The organism is Streptomyces sp. NPDC048349 (assembly GCF_040651925.1).
GTDB lineage: Bacteria > Actinomycetota > Actinomycetes > Streptomycetales > Streptomycetaceae > Streptomyces.
Genome location: NZ_JBEZLA010000004.1, coordinates 153,494 through 169,372, shown reverse-complemented (window position 1 = coordinate 169,372; position 15,879 = coordinate 153,494). Strand labels below are relative to the sequence as shown.

Genomic DNA, 15,879 nt, shown 5'->3' with positions numbered 1-15,879 from the left:
TTTCCTGCGGAAACGTAACGGTCCGGTGGTGATGGCACCCCCGCGGTTCCCCGCACGACCGGCCACCGTCTAGGGTTCGGGCGGAAACCGGACCAGTAGCGGCAGCGGCGTGTGCGAAGGCCGGGCGGTACGACGGCGAGGCGCAGGGCGCGATCGGGGGACATGGTCATGGACCACATACAGCGGCAGGCCACTCCGGGGGAACCCTCCGAGGGCGCTGCCGAGCTGCCCGCACCCGCGCTGCCCGCGAAGGCCGCACCCGCACAGCCTGCGAAGGCCGCACCAGGGTCCGCGGCGCCCCCGCCCGTCGCGCCCGCCCGGGTCGTCACACTCACCGCCGGCGAGTTCGCGCTCACCGTCAACCCGGTCGACGGCAGCGAGATCGAGCCGCTCCGGCCCGGCGCCCGCCCCGGCCGCCCCGCCAAGCGCGACGCCGCCGCCCGCGCCGCCCGGGACGCCGCTGCCCGGCCGCCCGCCCTGCCCGGCGCACCCGCAGTCGCCCGGCCGCTGCTGGAGCGGGAGGAGGAGCAGGAGCGCCTCGTCCGGCTGCTGGGCCGGGGGCGCTCCGTACGCCTGACCGGACCCTCGGGATCCGGCCGTACGGCCCTGCTCGACGCGGTCGCTGCGCAGTGCGCGGGCCTCGCCCCCGACGGCGTCGTACGGCTCAGCGGCTACGGGCACCAGCAGCCCGCCGAGCTGCTCCACGCGCTGTACGCGACCGTGTACGAGGCCGCGGACCAGCGGCCCGACCGGATCGAACTCCTGGCCCGGGTGCGGGACATCGGCGCCATCGTCCTCCTCGATGACCTCGAGATGGGCGGCCCCGCCCTCGACGAGCTGCTGCACGCCACCCCCGAGTGCGCGTACCTGCTGGCCGCGACCCCCGAGACGCGGGCGCCCTCCGACGACTCGCACGTCGAGGAGGTGTTCCTCGGCGGCCTGGGCAAGAGCGACTGCCTGGAGCTGCTGGAGACGCGCCTGGGCCGGCCGCTGACGGAAGCGGAGAGCGCCTGGGCCGCCGACCTGCGGTTCGCCTCCGAAGGACTTCCGCTGCGCTTCGTACAGGCCGCCGCGCTGCTGCGGCAGCGCGACGAGCTCAACCACACCGACGAGGACGACGACGACGAGGAGCCCGGCGTCTTCGACGAGCGCCCCCGCGACGCCGTGCACGTGCCGCTGCCGACCATTGCCGAGGGCGCGGCACCCGCCGAGCTGCTGGCCTCGCGGGTCAGCGAGTCGGCGCGCGCCGCCCTGCGGATCGCGTGTGCACTGGGCGGGGAGCTGCCGCACCACGCGCACCTGCCGGCCCTGGTGGGGGACACCCACGCCGACTCGGCGGTGGCGGAACTGCTGGAATGCGGCCTGCTGACGCCGGTCGGCACGCGCTACCGGCTGGCCGCGGGCGTCGTCCGGCAGCTGGAGGAGGTCGGGTACGGGGACACCGCGGCCGAGGAGGCCCGTACCGCCGCCCGGCACTACGCCTGGTGGACCGGGCACTCCTCGGTGACACCGGCACGGGTGGCGGCCGAGGCGGACGCCGTGCTGTGCGCGCTGTCCGGTGCGGACGTGGTGGCGGCCGTCCTGCTCGCGCGCACGGCGGCCCCGGCGTTCGCGGCCTCGCTGCACTGGGAGGCGTGGGAGCGGGTGCTGCGCTCGGGCGCCGAGGCCGCGCGCAAGGCGGGGGAGGTCGCCGAGCAGGCGTACTTCCACCACGAACTCGGCGTGCTCGCGCTGTGCGAGGGACGCCTGGACCGGGCGCGGGCCGAGCTGGAGACCTCGATCGGGCTGCGCGGGGCGCTGGCCGACAAGCGGGGCACCGTCGCGGGCCGCAGGGCGCTGGCCCTGGTCGTGGACCGGGAGGCCGCCGGGGTGGCGGCGTCGCCGCCGCTGAGGCTGGAGCCGCCGGCCGTCGCGGCGGGCTCGGCGCCCGCGGCCCTGCCCGCGGGCCCGGCGACCGCCGCGCTGCCGGGCCCTGCCACGGGCGCCGGTCCGACCGGCGGGACCGGGCCGGCCGCGTCGACCGGTCCGTCCGCGGGCACCGCTCCGTCCGCGAAGACCGGCCCGGGCGCCGGGACCGGCCTGGGTGCCGGGACCGGCACGGGGGCACGGAGCGGCCCGTCCGCCGGGACCGGCCCGGGTGCTGGAACCGGTCTCGGTGCCGGAACCGGCCTGGGCGCCGGGAGCGGCCCGTCCGCCGGAACCGGCCTGGGTGCCGGAAGTGGCCTGGGTGCAGGAGCCGGCCACGGCGGCTCCAAGGGCGCGGCTGCCCCCGGCGTGCCCGCCGGCGCCGCTGCCGAGGCCGTGACGCGGGTGGCGCCGGTGGTGCCCGTCATCCGGCGTCCGGAGTCGCCCACGACCCTTTCGGAGGTGTTCGAGGACGCCTTCCCGATGGCGCCGAAACCCGAGCCCGCCGCAGCCCCCCGTTCCCTCCCGACCGGACCGGCTCGGGACGGCGCGGCCGCCCGTCGGCGCCGGGTGCTGCTGGCCGGGGCGGGCGCGCTCACCGTGGTCGCGGTGGGCACGGTGGTGAGCCTCGCGCTGAGCTCCTCGGACGCCCCGGCCCCGCCCGCGACCCAGAGTCCGGCGGTGTCGGCCACCCCGACGCGGACGGCTCAGGCGGTGGTGCCGGGGGCCAGCGGGAACGATCCTGCACCGGCGCCCTCCGACCCGGCGGCCCCGCCGTCGCAGTCCACCGCCCCCGAGGAGACCGCGGGCCCGACCGCGGGCCGTACCGCGTCCCGCACGCCCTCGCGCCGCCCGCAGTCCACGCCGCCGCAGCCGCCGGCCTCCTCGCCGGTCTCGCCCCCGCCGACCTCGACGGAGCCGTCTCCCTCGCCGACGCCGACCCAGACCGCCGAGCCGACGCCGACGGCCACCACCGGCACGGGCGCCGGCACGGCGTCGGCCACCGCCACCGGTCCCTGAAACGCCGATGGCTCCGTCCCCCCGGGACGGAGCCATCGCGACACGGAACAGCAGCGCGAGCCACCGCGCGAACAGACGCGCGAGCCACCGCGCGAACAGCAGCGCGAGCCACCGCGCGAACAGACGCGCCGAACCGCGCGTCGAGCCGAAGGTCAGAACACTCGAGCCGCAGGTCAGAACAGCCGCAGCTTGTCGTCCTCGATGCCGCGCAGCGCGTTGTAGTCCAGGACCACGCAGTCCATCCCGCGGTCCGTCGCCAGGACCTTGGCCTGCGGCTTGATCTCCTGGGCGGCGAAGATCCCGCGGACCGGGGCCAGGTGCGGGTCGCGGTTGAGGAGCTCCAGGTAGCGGGTCAGCTGCTCGACGCCGTCGATCTCGCCCCGCCGCTTGATCTCCACGGCCACCGTCGCGCCGGAGGCGTCCCGGCACAGGATGTCCACCGGGCCGATCGCCGTCATGTACTCGCGGCGGATCAGCGTGTAGCCCTCGCCCAGCGTGTCGATGCGGTCCGCGAGGAGTTCCTGGAGGTGTGCTTCCACGCCGTCCTTGATGAGCCCGGGGTCGGTGCCGAGCTCGTGGGAGGAGTCGTGGAGGACTTCTTCCATGGTGATGATGAGCTTCTCACCCGCCTTGTTGACGACGGTCCACACGTCGGCGTCGTCACCGCTCCCCTCTTTGAGGGTGCACGGGGGCGACATCCAGTTGAGCGGTTTGTACGCCCGGTCGTCCGCGTGGATCGAGACACTGCCGTCGGCCTTCACGAGGATCAGACGGGGTGCCGAGGGCAGATGGGCGGTGAGCCGGCCCGCGTAGTCGACGGAGCAGCGGGCAATGACGAGACGCATGGTCGGCAACGCTACTCGACGGACGGCGCTCCACGCGATTCGCCCCTGAAAGCCCCCTTCGCGGATGGCGCGTTGTATGCGCATTCTCCTGGTGCGTCACCCATGGGGCGCCTACCGTGGTGAGCGGGAGGTTGCGGAGCGTGCACGCTGCGTCGCGGCCTCCTTCCCTGCCCGTCAGGCTCCGGCAACCCAATCCGCCGGGGTCACGAGAGGAGAACCCATGTCGCTCGACGTCTCACCGGCCCTACTCGAACAGGCCGAGCGAGGCGAGGTCGACGAAGCCGCCTTCGTCGACTGCGTCCGGACCTCCCTGCCTTACGCATGGGAGATGATCAGCTCGCTGGTGGCCCAGTTGAAGGTGGACGGCGGACAGTTCGCCGACAACCAGACGCCGCCGCCCGACGAGCAGGCGCGCGGGCAGCTGCTGCGCGCGCTCGCGAGCGACGCGATACGCGGTGCTCTGCAGCGGCACTTCGGAGTGCGCCTGGCGTTCCAGAACTGTCACCGGGTGGCGGTGTTCCCGCTGGACCCCTCGGTGGACGACCGGCTGGCCAAGTTCACTTCGATCCGCGGTCAGCTGCTCAACCAGTCGCCCGAGCTGCGGGACTGCTAGGCCGTCTCTCAGACGCCGTCCGGTCGGTCGGGCCGGACGGTATCCGGCAGCGCCGGCCGGTAGGTCTCAGCCGAGACGGGGCAGGACTTCGGCGCCCAGGCGCTGTACGTTCTCCTCCGTCGCGGCGAGATCGCCCGAGCCCTCCGTCAGGAGGGCGAAGCGCGTGATGCCGGTCCGCTCGGAGGTCGCCGCCAGCCGGTCCAGCGCCAGCTCCGGGGTGCCCACCGGATGCAGATCGCACAGGAGTTCCGTGTACGCGACCGGGTCCCGCATCGCGCGCACCCGGCCGTCCACGGTCACGTGCGCGTCCAGACCCTGCTTGAGCCAGCCCGGCATCGCCTTCAGCAGCGTCTCGCGCGCGTCCGCCGTACGGTCCGCCAGCTGGCAGACCCCGGCGGAGACGTGGCCCGCCGCGTCCACCCGGTCCCGGGAGTGGCCCGCCGCGAGCGCCGTGGACCTCCACAGCGCGACCATGCCGGCCTTGTCCTCGTCCCCGCAGTGCATGCCGAGCAGCATCGGCAGCCCCCGTCGCGCGGCCATCCGTACCGACGAGGGCGAGGTGCAGGCCACGATGACCTCAGGGCCGGCCCCGTCCCCGTCCAGGGCCTCCGAGGGGCGCGGTACGACGGCCACTTCGCGAAAGCCGTACCGCTCGCCCGCGGCCCCCACCCGCGCCTGCGTCAGCCAGCGCCGCAACAGGTCCAGGGATTCCGGGAAGCCGTTCTCGTACGCGTCCAGACCGCCCCCGAACACCTCCAGGTCGACCCACGGCCCGCCCCGGCCCACCCCGAGGGTGAACCGCCCGTCCGAGGTGAGGTGCAGCAGCGCCGCCTGCTCGCCGAGGGCCACCGGGTGGGTGCTCGTCAGCACGCTGACCGCCGTGCCCACCCGCAGCCGCCGGGTCCGGCCCAGCAGCAGGGCCGCCAGGGTCACCGCCGAGGGGCAGACCCCGTACGGCACGAAGTGGTGCTCGGCCAGCCAGACCGAGTCGAGCCCGGCCTGTTCGGCCACCTCGGCGGTCCGCACCGCCCGGTGCAGTGCCTCACCCTGTCCCTGACCCGGGAACTGGGCCGCCAGTACAAACGCTCCTACGCGCATCGCCTTTACCCTCCTCGCGGCTGACGCGGCCTCCCCAGGTGGACCGGTTCTTCCTCTGGCAACAACGTCTGACACGTGCCAAAGGCACGGGCTGACAGGAAAGTTATTGGGATTGTCGGGCCAGGCCCCTCCGGGGTGCCGGCCTTCGGCAGCCACCCTGCGGGTACCCGGGCTCGCTGCGCGTAGTCTGGGAGAAAGTCACTGCCGTCCGCCCTTCCGTGAGGTATACGTGTCACCGCGCCACAACCGCCCCAGGGGCGGCGAGACTCCGGACGAACGCCCCAGCACCGGTTTCGACCGCTACGGGCTGGAGCGCACCGAGGAGTACCAGGGCGAGGAGTGGAAGGTCCGGCACGTCGCGGGCGCGAGCGCGGCGGGCAAGCGCTACCGCTGCCCGGGCTGCGACCAGGAGATCCCCTCGGGCACCCCGCACCTGGTGGCCTGGCCGGAGTACGGCGGCGTGGACGACCGGCGCCACTGGCACAAGGCCTGCTGGAACGCGAAGGACCGCCGCACCTCGAAGGTGCAGCGGTCCCGCAACGCGCCCCGGTACTGAGGGTCGTCCCGGCCGTCCGCCGAGATCCGAAAGAGCGGGGCCAGTGCTCTGACCGGCACACCTTTCCGGTCAGAGCTACTAGACGTCCCGGCGGGCGACCGTCGCGTAGGAGGCGGCCACCGCCCCGCCGGTGACCAGCAGGATGATCACCATGTGCGAGAGGTTGCTGGGCGTCGGCCCGCCGCTCGCGCCTTCCTTCATGCCGAAGAGCTGCATCAGCGCCACGGGCGCGTTGTGCTCGATGATCGCCTTGCCGAGCGGCGCGGACGCCTCCCAGATGCTGAGCATCCCGCCTATCACCGGAGGCAGCGTGACCACGCCCAGCATCACGGCGATCGCCCCGGCGGAGTGCCGCACGAGCGCCCCGACGGCGAGGGCGAGCACCCCGAGCAGGGTGACGTAGAGAGAGCCGACCAGCGCGCCGAACCACTCGCCGAGGTCGTGCACGCCGGCGGCGGAGCCGTCGTGCACCAGGGCCGCCGCCATGCCGACGAGGAACACCGACAGGGCGATCACGGTGAACGCCGTGATGCTGAAGACGAGGTACTTCGCGGTCAGTACGCGGTGCCGCTCCGGGGAGGCGGTGAAGGTGGTCCGCACCAGGCCGCTGGCATGTTCCGAGGTGATCGTCAGGACGCCGAGGACCATCACCGCGATCTGCCCGACGAGCAGACCGAACAGGGCGGGCGTGGTGAAGGAGATCTGCACGTAGTCCCCGGAATCGGTCTGCGCGACGAAGAGCAGTCCGATGCCCACGACGGTCAGCACGAGCGAGCCGAGCGTCCACAGGGTGGAGCGGACCGAGACCAGCTTGGTCCACTCCGAGGCCAGGGCGTGTCCCAGGTGCGGCCGCGGGGTCGGCAGCGGCGAGCTGTAGCCCTGCGGCTGCCCCTCCGCGGCAGTCGTTGCGCCGGTGGGCGTGGGGCCGGTCATCGGGAGTCCTCGGGGTTGTTCTGGGCGGCCCGCGCGAGCTCGCCGGGGTCGCTCGGCATCAGGAAGGGCCGGCCGCCCGCCGCGGGCGGCGGGGGAGCGTAGAAGCCCGCCTGCGGGACCTCCTGGGCGGCCGGCTCGTCCTCCCAGGCCGGGAGGGTCAGCGGCTCGGGCTCCCACAGCTCGGCCCGCGGGTCCTCGGTGGAGGTGTACTCCAGGGAGGACTGGGTCATCCGCATGTACGCCTCTTCCAGCGAGGCCCGGTGCGGTGACAGCTCCCACAGCCGTACGCCGGCCTCGTGGGCGAGGTCGCAGATGCGGGGGAGCTCCAGGCCGGTCACGCGCAGTGCTCCGTCGGGCTCCTGGAGGACCCGGCCGCCCGCCCGGGTGAGCGCCGCACCCAGCGCGTCCCGGCCACGGGGATCGGTGTCGGCCGGGCGCACCCGAGCGAATCCGGCCGAGTTGTGCGTGATGAACTCCTGGGTGCCCATGTCGGCCAGCAGTCGCCCCCGGCCGATCACGATCAGGTGGTCGGCGGTCAGCGCCATCTCGCTCATCAGGTGGGAGGAGACGAGGACGGTGCGGCCTTCGGAGGCGAGCCGGCGCATGAGGTTGCGCACCCACAGGATCCCCTCGGGGTCCAGCCCGTTGACCGGCTCGTCGAACAGCAGCACCTGCGGGTCCCCGAGCAGGGCGGTGGCGATCCCCAGCCGCTGGCCCATGCCGAGCGAGAAGCCCTTCGTGCGCTGCCGGGCGACGTCCTGGAGGCCGACCACGGCCAGCACCTCGTCCACCCGCCTCTCCGGGATCCCGGAGAGCTGCGCGATGGCGAGCAGGTGGGTACGGGCCCGGCGGCCGCCGTGCATGGCCTTGGCGTCGAGCAGGGCCCCCACGTGCCGCTGCGCGTTCGGCAGCTCCCGGAACGGGCGGCCGCTGATCGTGACGTGACCCGAGGTGGGCCGGTCGAGACCGACGATCATGCGCATCGTGGTGGATTTCCCGGAGCCGTTCGGCCCCAGGAAACCGGTCACGTGACCCGGCCTGACCTGGAACGACAGCTGGTCGACGGCGGTCTTGGCGCCGAAGCGCTTGGTCAGGCCGACTGCCTCGATCATCTTGCTGCCCCTTACCAGGCCGGGACGACTCTCGCCCGCGTAAGGGTTAAGAGGATATCGAGTCCCCTGCGGTTCCGTCCCGGGCCGATCCCTGAGCCGGCCCTGAGACCGACCCGGGGATCTCCCGTACTACGCGGGCAGGAGGTCAGGCGTCCCTCTTGCGGAGGACGAGGTAGCCCCCGAGTACCGCTGCCAGGGTCCACAGGGCCATGATCCCGAAACCGCCCCACGGTCCGTACGGCGGCGGTTCGCTGCCCATCGCCCCGGGGATGACCTGCATGACCTTGGATCCGGCCTGGTCCGGGAAGTACTGGGCGACCTTCCGGGTCGCCTCGACCACGCCGAGGATGTTCGAGACCAGGAAGAAGAACGGCATCAGGATGCCGAGCGCCAGCATCGAACTGCGCAGCATGGCGGCCACGCCCATGGAGAACAGGGCGATCATCGCCATGTAGAGGCCGGCGCCGATCACCGCGCGCAGGACGTTCGGCGCGTCGATGGCGATGCTGCGGTCGCCCAGGATGGCCTGTCCGAGGAAGAACGACAGGAAGCTCGTGACCAGGCCCACGACCAGGGCGAGCGCGGTCGCGACGAGCAGCTTGCCGGCGAGGAAGCTGCCGCGCCGGGGCACGGCGGCCAGCGAGGTGCGGATCATGCCCGAGCTGTACTCGGTGCCGACGACCAGGACACCGAAGACGATCATGGCGAGCTGGCCGAGGGTCATCCCGGCGAAGCTGGTCAGGGTCGGGTCGAAGGTGGCCCTCTCCTCGGCGGGCATGTCCTGGAAGGTGCTGTTCACCAGCGCGCACAGGGCGGCGCTGATGCCGACCGTGACGATGAGGGCCGAGGCCAGGGTCCAGAGGGTCGAGGAGACCGTACGGATCTTGGTCCACTCGGACTTGAGGACGGCGGGGAAGGAGGACATGGTCACTCGCCCCCCTTGCGCTGCGCCTCGAAGCCGGAGCCCCAGGCGGGCACGTCGGCCGGCCGGGCCGGGTTGTCGGGGGCCGCGCCCGCCGGGATGCCCGGGACGCCCGTGGGGCCCGGGGCGCCGGGGATGACCGCGGTCGTGCCCGGGCCGCCCGGCGCGTGGGCGTGGTACTCGACGGAGTCCGCCGTCATGCGCATGAACGCTTCCTCCAGTGAAGCCCTTTGCGGGCTGAGTTCGTGCAGCACGATCTGGTGCTGGGCGGCCAGCTCGCCGAGCCGCTCCGGACCCACGCCGTCGATCTCCAGCGCGCCGGTGGCCGGCACGCTGATGGCGTCGATCCCCGCCTCGTGCAGGACGTCCTTGAACCGCTCCTGCTGGGGCGTGCGCAGCCGGACGTAGCTGCGCGAGTTCTGGTGGATGAAATCAGCCATCGACAGGTCTGCCAGCAGCTTTCCCTGCCCGATGACGATCAAATGGTCTGCCGTCAGCGCCATTTCGCTCATCAGGTGGGAGGAGACGAAGATCGTTCTCCCCTCGGCCGCCAGGGCCTTCATCAAATTCCTGATCCAGAGAATTCCCTCCGGGTCCAGACCATTGACGGGTTCGTCGAACATCAGGATTTCCGGATCACCGAGCAGCGCGGCGGCGATTCCCAGCCGCTGCCCCATGCCCAGGGAAAATCCTTTGGACTTCTTCTTCGCCACGGCCGTCAGCCCGACCAGGTCCAGGACCTCCCCGACCCGGCGCTTCGGGATCCGGTTCGACTCGGCCAGGCACAGCAGGTTGTTGTAGGCGCTGCGTCCACCGTGCATGGACTTGGCGTCCAGCAGCGCTCCGATGTACTTCAACGGCTCCGGCAGGTCCCGGTAGTGCTTCCCGTCGATCCGGACCGTACCGCTGGTCGGGTTGTCGAGGTCGAGCATCATGCGCATGGTCGTCGACTTGCCCGCCCCGTTGGGGCCGAGGAAGCCGGTCACCACCCCCGGTCTGACCTGGAAGCTGAGGTGGTCCACGGCGGTCTTCGCGCCGAATCGTTTCGTGAGGCCCTCGAGCTCGATCATGCGGGCCACGCTAGAACGCCGAAGGGCCGTACGCCACCTCAAACAGGTGACGTACGGCCCCGATCGGACCCGGCGGGCGCGCGTGGCACCCGGCGGATCCGCTAGCGGCTCTGCTGCGCCGGAACGCCGCGGGTGACCGGCTCGTCGTCGACGATCGGGTTGGCGGCCGCGACCGCTGCACCGGTCAGCGTCGCCAGCATCTCGCGGACGTTGGTCAGCTGCGCGTTGATCGAGTCCCGGCGGTTGGTCAGCGCCGCCAGCTCGCGCTCGGACTCGCTGCGGATACGGTCCGCCTTGGCGTTGGCGTCGGCCACGATGTCCTCGGCCTGGCGCTGCGCGGTCTCCACCGTCTGGCGGGCCCGGCGCTCCGCGTCCGTGCGGAGCTTCTCGGCCTCCAGGCGCAGCTGCTCCGCGCGGTGCTCGATCTCCGCCAGGCGCTTTTCGGCCTTGGCCTGGCGCGAGGCCAGGTCGCGCTCGGACTGCTCGCGGCGCTTGGCCAGGTTGGTCTCGAAGTCCGCGGCGGCCTGGGCGGCCTTGGCGCGGGTCTCCTCGAACAGCGCGTCGGCCTCCTCGCGCTTGGAGGCCGCGTCCTTCTGGGCCTCGGCGCGCAGGGTGGAGGCGTCGCCCTTGGCCTTCTCGACGATGCGGACGCCCTCGTCCTCCGCCTTCGACTTGCGGTCGGCGGCGAACGACTCGGCGTCGTTGCGCACCTGCTGGGCCGCCGACTCGGCCAGCTCACGGTGCTGTTCGGCCGCGCGACGGGCCTCCTCGCGCAGGTCCTTCGCCTCCTCCTCGGCCAGCCGGAGGATCTTCTCGACCCGGGCGCCGAGGCCGGCGTACGACGGCTCGGCGTCGTTCACCTGGGCCTGGGCGTTCTGCGTCTCGAGGTGCAGCTCCTCGATCCGCTTTTCCAGAGAGTTGATACGTCCAAGGGCGCTGTCGCGGTCGGAGACCAGCTTGGTAATGCGGTCGTCCACCTGACCGCGGTCGTAACCACGCCGCACGAGCTCGAAGCCGAAGGGGGAGGAAGTGTCGCTCATGGGGTTCCTGTCGAATGAGACCGATGAGGTGCTACGTGAGGTGTTAAGGGGAATCCTAGGCGCCAAAGCGGCGTGTCATCGAGTCAATCCACGTTTGCCCTGGACAATGACACCCCTTTTGAGTGGCAAGGCGACGGATTGCTTGTCACCCGTTCGCCTGAACCTCCATCAGGAGCACACGCCCCGTGCACTGACTAGCCATCCGATGACTTCCCACCCGAACGAGTGGACCCCGCTGCTGCGCCGGCCTTCACGCCCCCCGCGCCCTGGCCGCCGATCGCGGGCTTCGCGCCACCCGAAGGCGCCTCGAATGATTCCAACGCCTCAAGAACGTCCTGGACACGGGAGATCTCCGCCTGAATGTCCTCCCGCCGACGCACGAGGACCTCCAGCTCACGGCGGCCCTCCTCGACGAGCCGCTCGGCCTCCGCCTGTGCCTCGGCCAGGGCCTTCTCGGCCTGGCGGGCCAGCTCGGCCTTCTTCTGCTCGGCCTCCTTCAGCAGCGCCTCCGCCTTGCGCACCGCCGCGATGCGCACCTTGCTGGCCTCGCTGCTCGCGTCCGACACCAGCTCCTTGGCCTTCGCCTCGGCCTCGACGCTCTGCTCGGTCGCCGCGCGCACCAGTTTGTCCACGCGCTCGCCGGCCGACTTCATCTGCTCGGCCGACTCCCGGCGGGCACGCTCGTGCAGCTCCTCGACCTCGGCCTCGACCCGGCCGCGCAGCTCCTCCGCCCGCTCCCTTATGGCCGACGCGTCCGAACGCGCCCCGACCAGCAGCTCGTCCGCATCCGTACGGGCCTTCTCCACCAGGGAGTTGCCCTCGATGGTCGCCTCCGAGGTGATCCGCGCGGCCTCCTTGCGGGCCGCGTCGACCATCGCGTCGGCCTGCTCCTCGGCGGCCGTGGTGGCGGCCAGCGCCTGCTTCTGCGCCTCGGCGGTGAGCTTCTCGGCTTCCGCCGACGCCTCCGTGATGAGCCGGTCGACCTGCTCCGCGGCCTCCGTCCGGCGCTTGTTGGCCTCCTCGCGCGCCTCGTCCAGCAGCCGCTCGGACTCCGTACGGGCCTGCGCGCGCATGCGCTCCGCCTCGCCCGCGGCCTCCGCCTTGACCCGCTCGGCCTCCGACCGGGTACGGGTCGCGTGCTCCTGGGCGGAGGACAGCGCCTCCGACGCCTCCGCGCGCAGCCGCTCGGCCTCGTTCGCGGCCTCGCCGACCGTGCGCTCGTTGTCCTTGCGGGTCTGCGCGGTGAGCTTTTCCGCCTCGGCCGCGGCCTCGGTGATGAGCCGGTCCGCCTGCTCGGCGGCCTCGGTCCGCAGCCGGTTGCCCTCGGCGCGGGCCTCGTCCAGGGTCTGCTCGGACTCCCGCTCGGCGCTCGCCAGGGTCTCGTTCGCCGCGACCGTGACGCGGTCCGCCTCCGCGGTGGCCTCGCCGATGATCCGGCCGCCCTCCGCCCGGGCGTCGTCCAGGGTGCGCGCGGCCTCGGCGCGCAGCCGCTCGGCCTCCTCGGCGGCCTCGGCGACCGTGAGTTCGTTGGCCGCGCGGGTCTCGTCGACCAGGCGGTCGCCCTCGGTGCGGGCGTCGACCAGGACCCGGGCCGCGTCCCGCTCGGCCGCGGCCAGGGTGTCCGCCGCCTGCTTGGTGAGCCGTTCGGCCTTGGCCGTCGCCTCGGAGACCGCGGCCTCGTTCGCCGCCCGGGTCTCCGCGGTGAGCTTCTCCGCCTCGGCCGCGGCCTCGGTGATGAGCCGGTCCGCCTGCTCGGCGGCCTCGGTCCGCAGCCGGTTGGCCTCGGCACGCGCCTCGTCCAGCGTGACGCCCGCCTCCGCGCGGGTGGCGTCCGCCGCGGCTGCCGCCTCGCTGCGGATCCGGTTCGCGTCCTCCCGGGCATCCGCCCGGGTACGCGCCGCGTCCCGCTCCGACGCCGCCAGCGCGTCCGTGGCCTCGGTCCGCACCCGCTGCGCGTATTCCGCCGTGTCGCTGCGCAGTTGCTCCGCCTCGGCGATCGCGTCGCCGACGGTCCGCTCGGCCAGTGCCTTCGCCGCGTCCGTCTCGGCACGCGCCTCGGTGCGGATCCGGTTGGCGTCCTCGGTGGCCCGCTCCCGCTCCTCGTACGCGTCGGCGCGGACCCGCTCGGCCTCCTCCTCGGCCTCGGTCCGGGTGCGCTGCGCCGCGTGCTCGGCCGCGCTGCGCAGTCCGGCGACCTCCTCCTCGGCCTGCTCGTGCAGCCCGGCCACGGACTCCCGTACCTGCTGGGCGGTGGCCTCCGCCGCCGCCACCAGCTCCGACGCGCGCCGCTCGGCCTCCTCGGTCAGCCGGGCCGCCTCGGCCTGCGCCTCCTCGGAGCGCTTGCGGGCCGCGGCCAGCAGCTCCTCGCTCTGCTCGCGGGCCTGGGCCCGCTCGTTCTCGGCGTCGGTCCGCGCCGACGCCAGGGTCTCCTCGGACTCCCGGCGGCGCCGGGCGGCCTCCTCCTGCGCGGCGGCCAGCGCCTCCGCGGCCTCCGCGGCGACCCGCTCGGCCGCCGTCTTCGCCTCGGCGCGCAGCCGGTCCGCGGTCTCCTGCGCCTCGGAGCGCACCCGCTCCGCCTCGGCCTCGGCCTCGCCGCGCAGCCGCACCGCGACCTGCTCGGCCTCCGCGCGCACCCGTCCGGCGTCCTGGGCCGCGTCGGTGCGCAGCTGCTCGGCCTCCGCCTCCGCCTGCGTCTGCAGGGTGCGGATCCGCTCCGCCGACTCGGCGCGCAGCCGGTCGGCCTCCTCGCCCGTCTCCCGGCGGATGTTCTCCGCCGCCGTCCTGGCGTCGCGCAGGGTCTCCTCGGCCGTGCTCAGCCGGCTCTCGGCGTCCGTGTGGAGCCGTACGAGTTCCTCGTCGGCCTCCGCGCGCTTGGCGGCCAGAGCCTGCTCGGTCTCGGCCCGCCGGGCGAGCGCCGCCGCCTCGGCCTCGGCCCGTACGGCCTCCGCCTGTTCCTCGGCGTCGGCGCGCAGCCGCTCCGCCTCGGCGCGGGTCCGCTCCAGGGTCTCCTCGGCCTGCCGGCGCAGGGTGGTGGCCCGCTCGACGGCCTCGGCGCGGACCCGCTCGCTCTCGGCGCTGGCTCCGCCGCGCAGCTCGTCCGCGTCGGCCTTGGCCTTGCCGAGGAGTTCCTCGGCGGTCTTGGCCGCCTCCTCGATCTGCTGGACGGCCTCGCGTCGGGCCTCGCCGCGGATCCGCTCGCCCTCGGCGACGGCCTCGGCGCGCAGCTGCTCGGCCTCGCCGCGCAGCCGCCGCGCCTCCTCCTGGAGTTCGACCGTACGGGCCCGGTACTCCTCGGTGTCGTCCTTCGCCGCGCCCTTGAGCTCGTCGGCCGTGGCCGCCGCCTGGGCGCGCAGCCGCTCGGCCTCCGCCTCGGCCTCGCGGCGGATCCGCTCGGCCTCCTCGGACGCGGCCTTCGTGGTGGCCCGGGCGTCCTCCGAGGCCTTGTTCAGTACGTCTTCCGCGGTGCGGGCGGCCTTCGCCAGCTGCGCCGCGGTGTCCTCGGCCGCTGCCGTACGGGCCTGCTCGCCGGCCTCGGTGCGCAGCCGCTCGGCCTCCGCGCGGGCATCGGCCAGGGACTGCTCGGCCTCCGCCTTGAGGGCCTCGGCCTCCTTGGTGGCCTCACCGACCAGGCGCGCGACCTGCTCCTTGGCGGTCCGGGTGCGCTGCTCATTGACGGACTCCGCCGAGGCGAGCTGCCGCGCGGCGCTCTCCTTGGCCTCGGCGAGCACCTTCTCGGCCGCGGCGCGGGCCTCGCGCAGGGCGGCGTCGGCCTCCTGCACCCGGGACTCGGCGACCCGGCCCAGGTCGAGGGTCTGCCTACGGGTCTGCTCCGCCTCGGCGGAGGTGGTGGAGCGCAGCCGCTCCGCGTGCTCGGTGGCCTCCTGGGCCTGCGCGGAGGCGGCGGTCAGCAGCCGCTCGGCCTCCTTGCGGGCGCGCAGCAGGGTGGCTTCGGCCTCCGCACGTGCGGCCTCCGCATCGGCGGCCATCCGGCGCCGGGTCTCCTCGGCGACCCGGGCGGCCTCGGCGCGGGCCGCGTTCAGGGACTGCTCGGCCTCGGCGCGGGACTCCTCCATGAGCCGGCGCGCCTGGGACTCCGTACGGGCGCGCAGCTGCTCCGCCCAGGCCACGTTCTCGTTGACGTGCGCCTCGACGGTCTGGCGGCGTTCGTTGAGCTCCTGGTCCAGGCGCTGGCGCCGGTTGACGGCCTCGGCGTGCAGTTCTGCCTGGAGGCGCGCCTGGTGCTCGGCGTGCTCCTGCAGGATGCGCTGGGTCTGCGCCCGGGCGTCGCGCAGCTCGCGCTCGGCGTCCGAGCGCATCTGGTCGGCCTGGATCTGGGCATTGCGGAGCAACTGCTCCGCCTGGTACCCCATGTCCGCGCCGTCGTAGGCGGGGCGGGACGCCAGAGAACGGCGCACCTCGTGGAGCTTGGCGCGCAGCACCTCGACCTGGTATCCCAGGTCCTCAGCGTGCTGGACGGCCTTCCCGCGCTCCTTCTTCAGCCGCTCCATCTCGGCCTCGAAGCGCGAGAGATGGTCGGCCTCGGCCTGATGGCTCTCCTGGCTTTCGTAGCCCCGCACAGCGCGGTCCCATCCGTCCCCTGGTCGCAAGCTCACTCCCAATGAGCATCGCTCGCCCGCTGAACGACGCCCCCGGGGGAATGGTGTCAGATACCGGGGCAGGGGTCACAGGCCCCGACCCCGTCTCCGCACCGAACCCCGGCCGAGCCATGGCCACTCTACCGGCCGGGGAATCGGGGCATCAGTGC

Annotated in this window: 11 protein-coding genes; 3 read left to right on the top strand and 8 right to left on the bottom strand. The window is 73.6% G+C overall.

Going from position 1 to position 15,879, the window contains the following annotated elements; genetic code table 11:
* Nucleotides 1-168 precede the first annotated feature (168 nt).
* The gene (locus tag AB0D44_RS04710; RefSeq protein ID WP_362584299.1) at nucleotides 169-2,925 is read left to right on the top strand and encodes an ATP-binding protein; all 2,757 of its coding nucleotides are present in this window, start codon (nucleotides 169-171) and stop codon (nucleotides 2,923-2,925) included.
* 173 nt (nucleotides 2,926-3,098) lie between these two features.
* Here the strand turns inward: AB0D44_RS04710 and nucS are convergent, their stop codons facing one another.
* Entirely contained in the window at nucleotides 3,099-3,770 is a 672-nt protein-coding gene (gene nucS, locus AB0D44_RS04705) for an endonuclease NucS (RefSeq protein WP_362584296.1), read from the bottom strand.
* Nucleotides 3,771-3,990: 220 nt separating this feature from the next.
* Here nucS and AB0D44_RS04700 point away from each other — a divergent pair, with 220 nt between their 5' ends.
* A complete protein-coding gene (locus AB0D44_RS04700) occupies nucleotides 3,991-4,383 on the top strand; it encodes an SCO5389 family protein (RefSeq protein ID WP_030660337.1) in 393 nt (130 codons plus the stop codon).
* A gap of 66 nt (nucleotides 4,384-4,449) precedes the next feature.
* Here the strand turns inward: AB0D44_RS04700 and AB0D44_RS04695 are convergent, their stop codons facing one another.
* Nucleotides 4,450-5,481, bottom strand: a complete 1,032-nt coding sequence (locus AB0D44_RS04695) for an LLM class flavin-dependent oxidoreductase (protein WP_362584294.1) — start codon at nucleotides 5,479-5,481, stop codon at nucleotides 4,450-4,452.
* Between the two features lie 229 nt (nucleotides 5,482-5,710).
* On the opposite strand from AB0D44_RS04695, the gene AB0D44_RS04690 reads away from it, so the two are divergent.
* Nucleotides 5,711-6,037 (top strand): ATP/GTP-binding protein, encoded by a 327-nt coding sequence (locus tag AB0D44_RS04690; protein ID WP_362584291.1) that lies wholly within the window; start codon nucleotides 5,711-5,713, stop codon nucleotides 6,035-6,037.
* Nucleotides 6,038-6,115: 78 nt separating this feature from the next.
* On the opposite strand, the gene AB0D44_RS04685 is transcribed toward AB0D44_RS04690, so the two are convergent.
* The 6 genes from AB0D44_RS04685 to scy form a co-directional block, all read right to left on the bottom strand.
* Nucleotides 6,116-6,970 (bottom strand): ABC transporter permease, encoded by an 855-nt coding sequence (locus AB0D44_RS04685; RefSeq protein ID WP_362584288.1) that lies wholly within the window; start codon nucleotides 6,968-6,970, stop codon nucleotides 6,116-6,118.
* Nucleotides 6,967-8,082, bottom strand: a complete 1,116-nt coding sequence (locus AB0D44_RS04680) for an ABC transporter ATP-binding protein (RefSeq protein ID WP_362584285.1) — start codon at nucleotides 8,080-8,082, stop codon at nucleotides 6,967-6,969. Before AB0D44_RS04680 ends, AB0D44_RS04685 begins: the two co-directional genes overlap by 4 nt.
* Nucleotides 8,083-8,227: 145 nt before the next feature.
* Nucleotides 8,228-9,007 carry an ABC transporter permease subunit gene (locus AB0D44_RS04675; protein ID WP_362584473.1) on the bottom strand — a complete coding sequence of 260 codons (780 nt, stop codon included), beginning with the start codon at nucleotides 9,005-9,007 and terminating at the stop codon, nucleotides 8,228-8,230.
* A 2-nt stretch (nucleotides 9,008-9,009) separates the two neighbouring features.
* On the bottom strand, nucleotides 9,010-10,074 hold the full coding sequence (locus AB0D44_RS04670; RefSeq protein ID WP_362584282.1) for an ABC transporter ATP-binding protein: 1,065 nt from the start codon (nucleotides 10,072-10,074) through the stop codon (nucleotides 9,010-9,012).
* Between the two features lie 101 nt (nucleotides 10,075-10,175).
* Nucleotides 10,176-11,114, bottom strand: a complete 939-nt coding sequence (locus tag AB0D44_RS04665) for a cellulose-binding protein (RefSeq protein WP_030386920.1) — start codon at nucleotides 11,112-11,114, stop codon at nucleotides 10,176-10,178.
* Nucleotides 11,115-11,308: 194 nt separating this feature from the next.
* A complete protein-coding gene (gene scy / locus AB0D44_RS04660; protein WP_362584279.1) occupies nucleotides 11,309-15,691 on the bottom strand; it encodes a polarized growth protein Scy in 4,383 nt (1,460 codons plus the stop codon).
* Between the last annotated feature and the right edge of the window lie 188 nt (nucleotides 15,692-15,879).

Excerpts from the sequence above, each read along its gene's own strand:
- AB0D44_RS04695 (WP_362584294.1), bottom strand. The coding sequence starts at position 5,481 with ATGCGCGTAGGAGCGTTTGTACTGGCGGCCCAGTTCCCGGGTCAGGGA.
- AB0D44_RS04685 (WP_362584288.1), bottom strand. The coding sequence starts at position 6,970 with ATGACCGGCCCCACGCCCACCGGCGCAACGACTGCCGCGGAGGGGCAG.
- AB0D44_RS04700 (WP_030660337.1), top strand. The coding sequence starts at position 3,991 with ATGTCGCTCGACGTCTCACCGGCCCTACTCGAACAGGCCGAGCGAGGC.
- nucS (WP_362584296.1), bottom strand. The coding sequence starts at position 3,770 with ATGCGTCTCGTCATTGCCCGCTGCTCCGTCGACTACGCGGGCCGGCTC.
- AB0D44_RS04675 (WP_362584473.1), bottom strand. The coding sequence starts at position 9,007 with ATGTCCTCCTTCCCCGCCGTCCTCAAGTCCGAGTGGACCAAGATCCGT.
- AB0D44_RS04710 (WP_362584299.1), top strand. The coding sequence starts at position 169 with ATGGACCACATACAGCGGCAGGCCACTCCGGGGGAACCCTCCGAGGGC.
- AB0D44_RS04680 (WP_362584285.1), bottom strand. The coding sequence starts at position 8,082 with ATGATCGAGGCAGTCGGCCTGACCAAGCGCTTCGGCGCCAAGACCGCC.
- AB0D44_RS04665 (WP_030386920.1), bottom strand. The coding sequence starts at position 11,114 with ATGAGCGACACTTCCTCCCCCTTCGGCTTCGAGCTCGTGCGGCGTGGT.
- AB0D44_RS04670 (WP_362584282.1), bottom strand. The coding sequence starts at position 10,074 with ATGATCGAGCTCGAGGGCCTCACGAAACGATTCGGCGCGAAGACCGCC.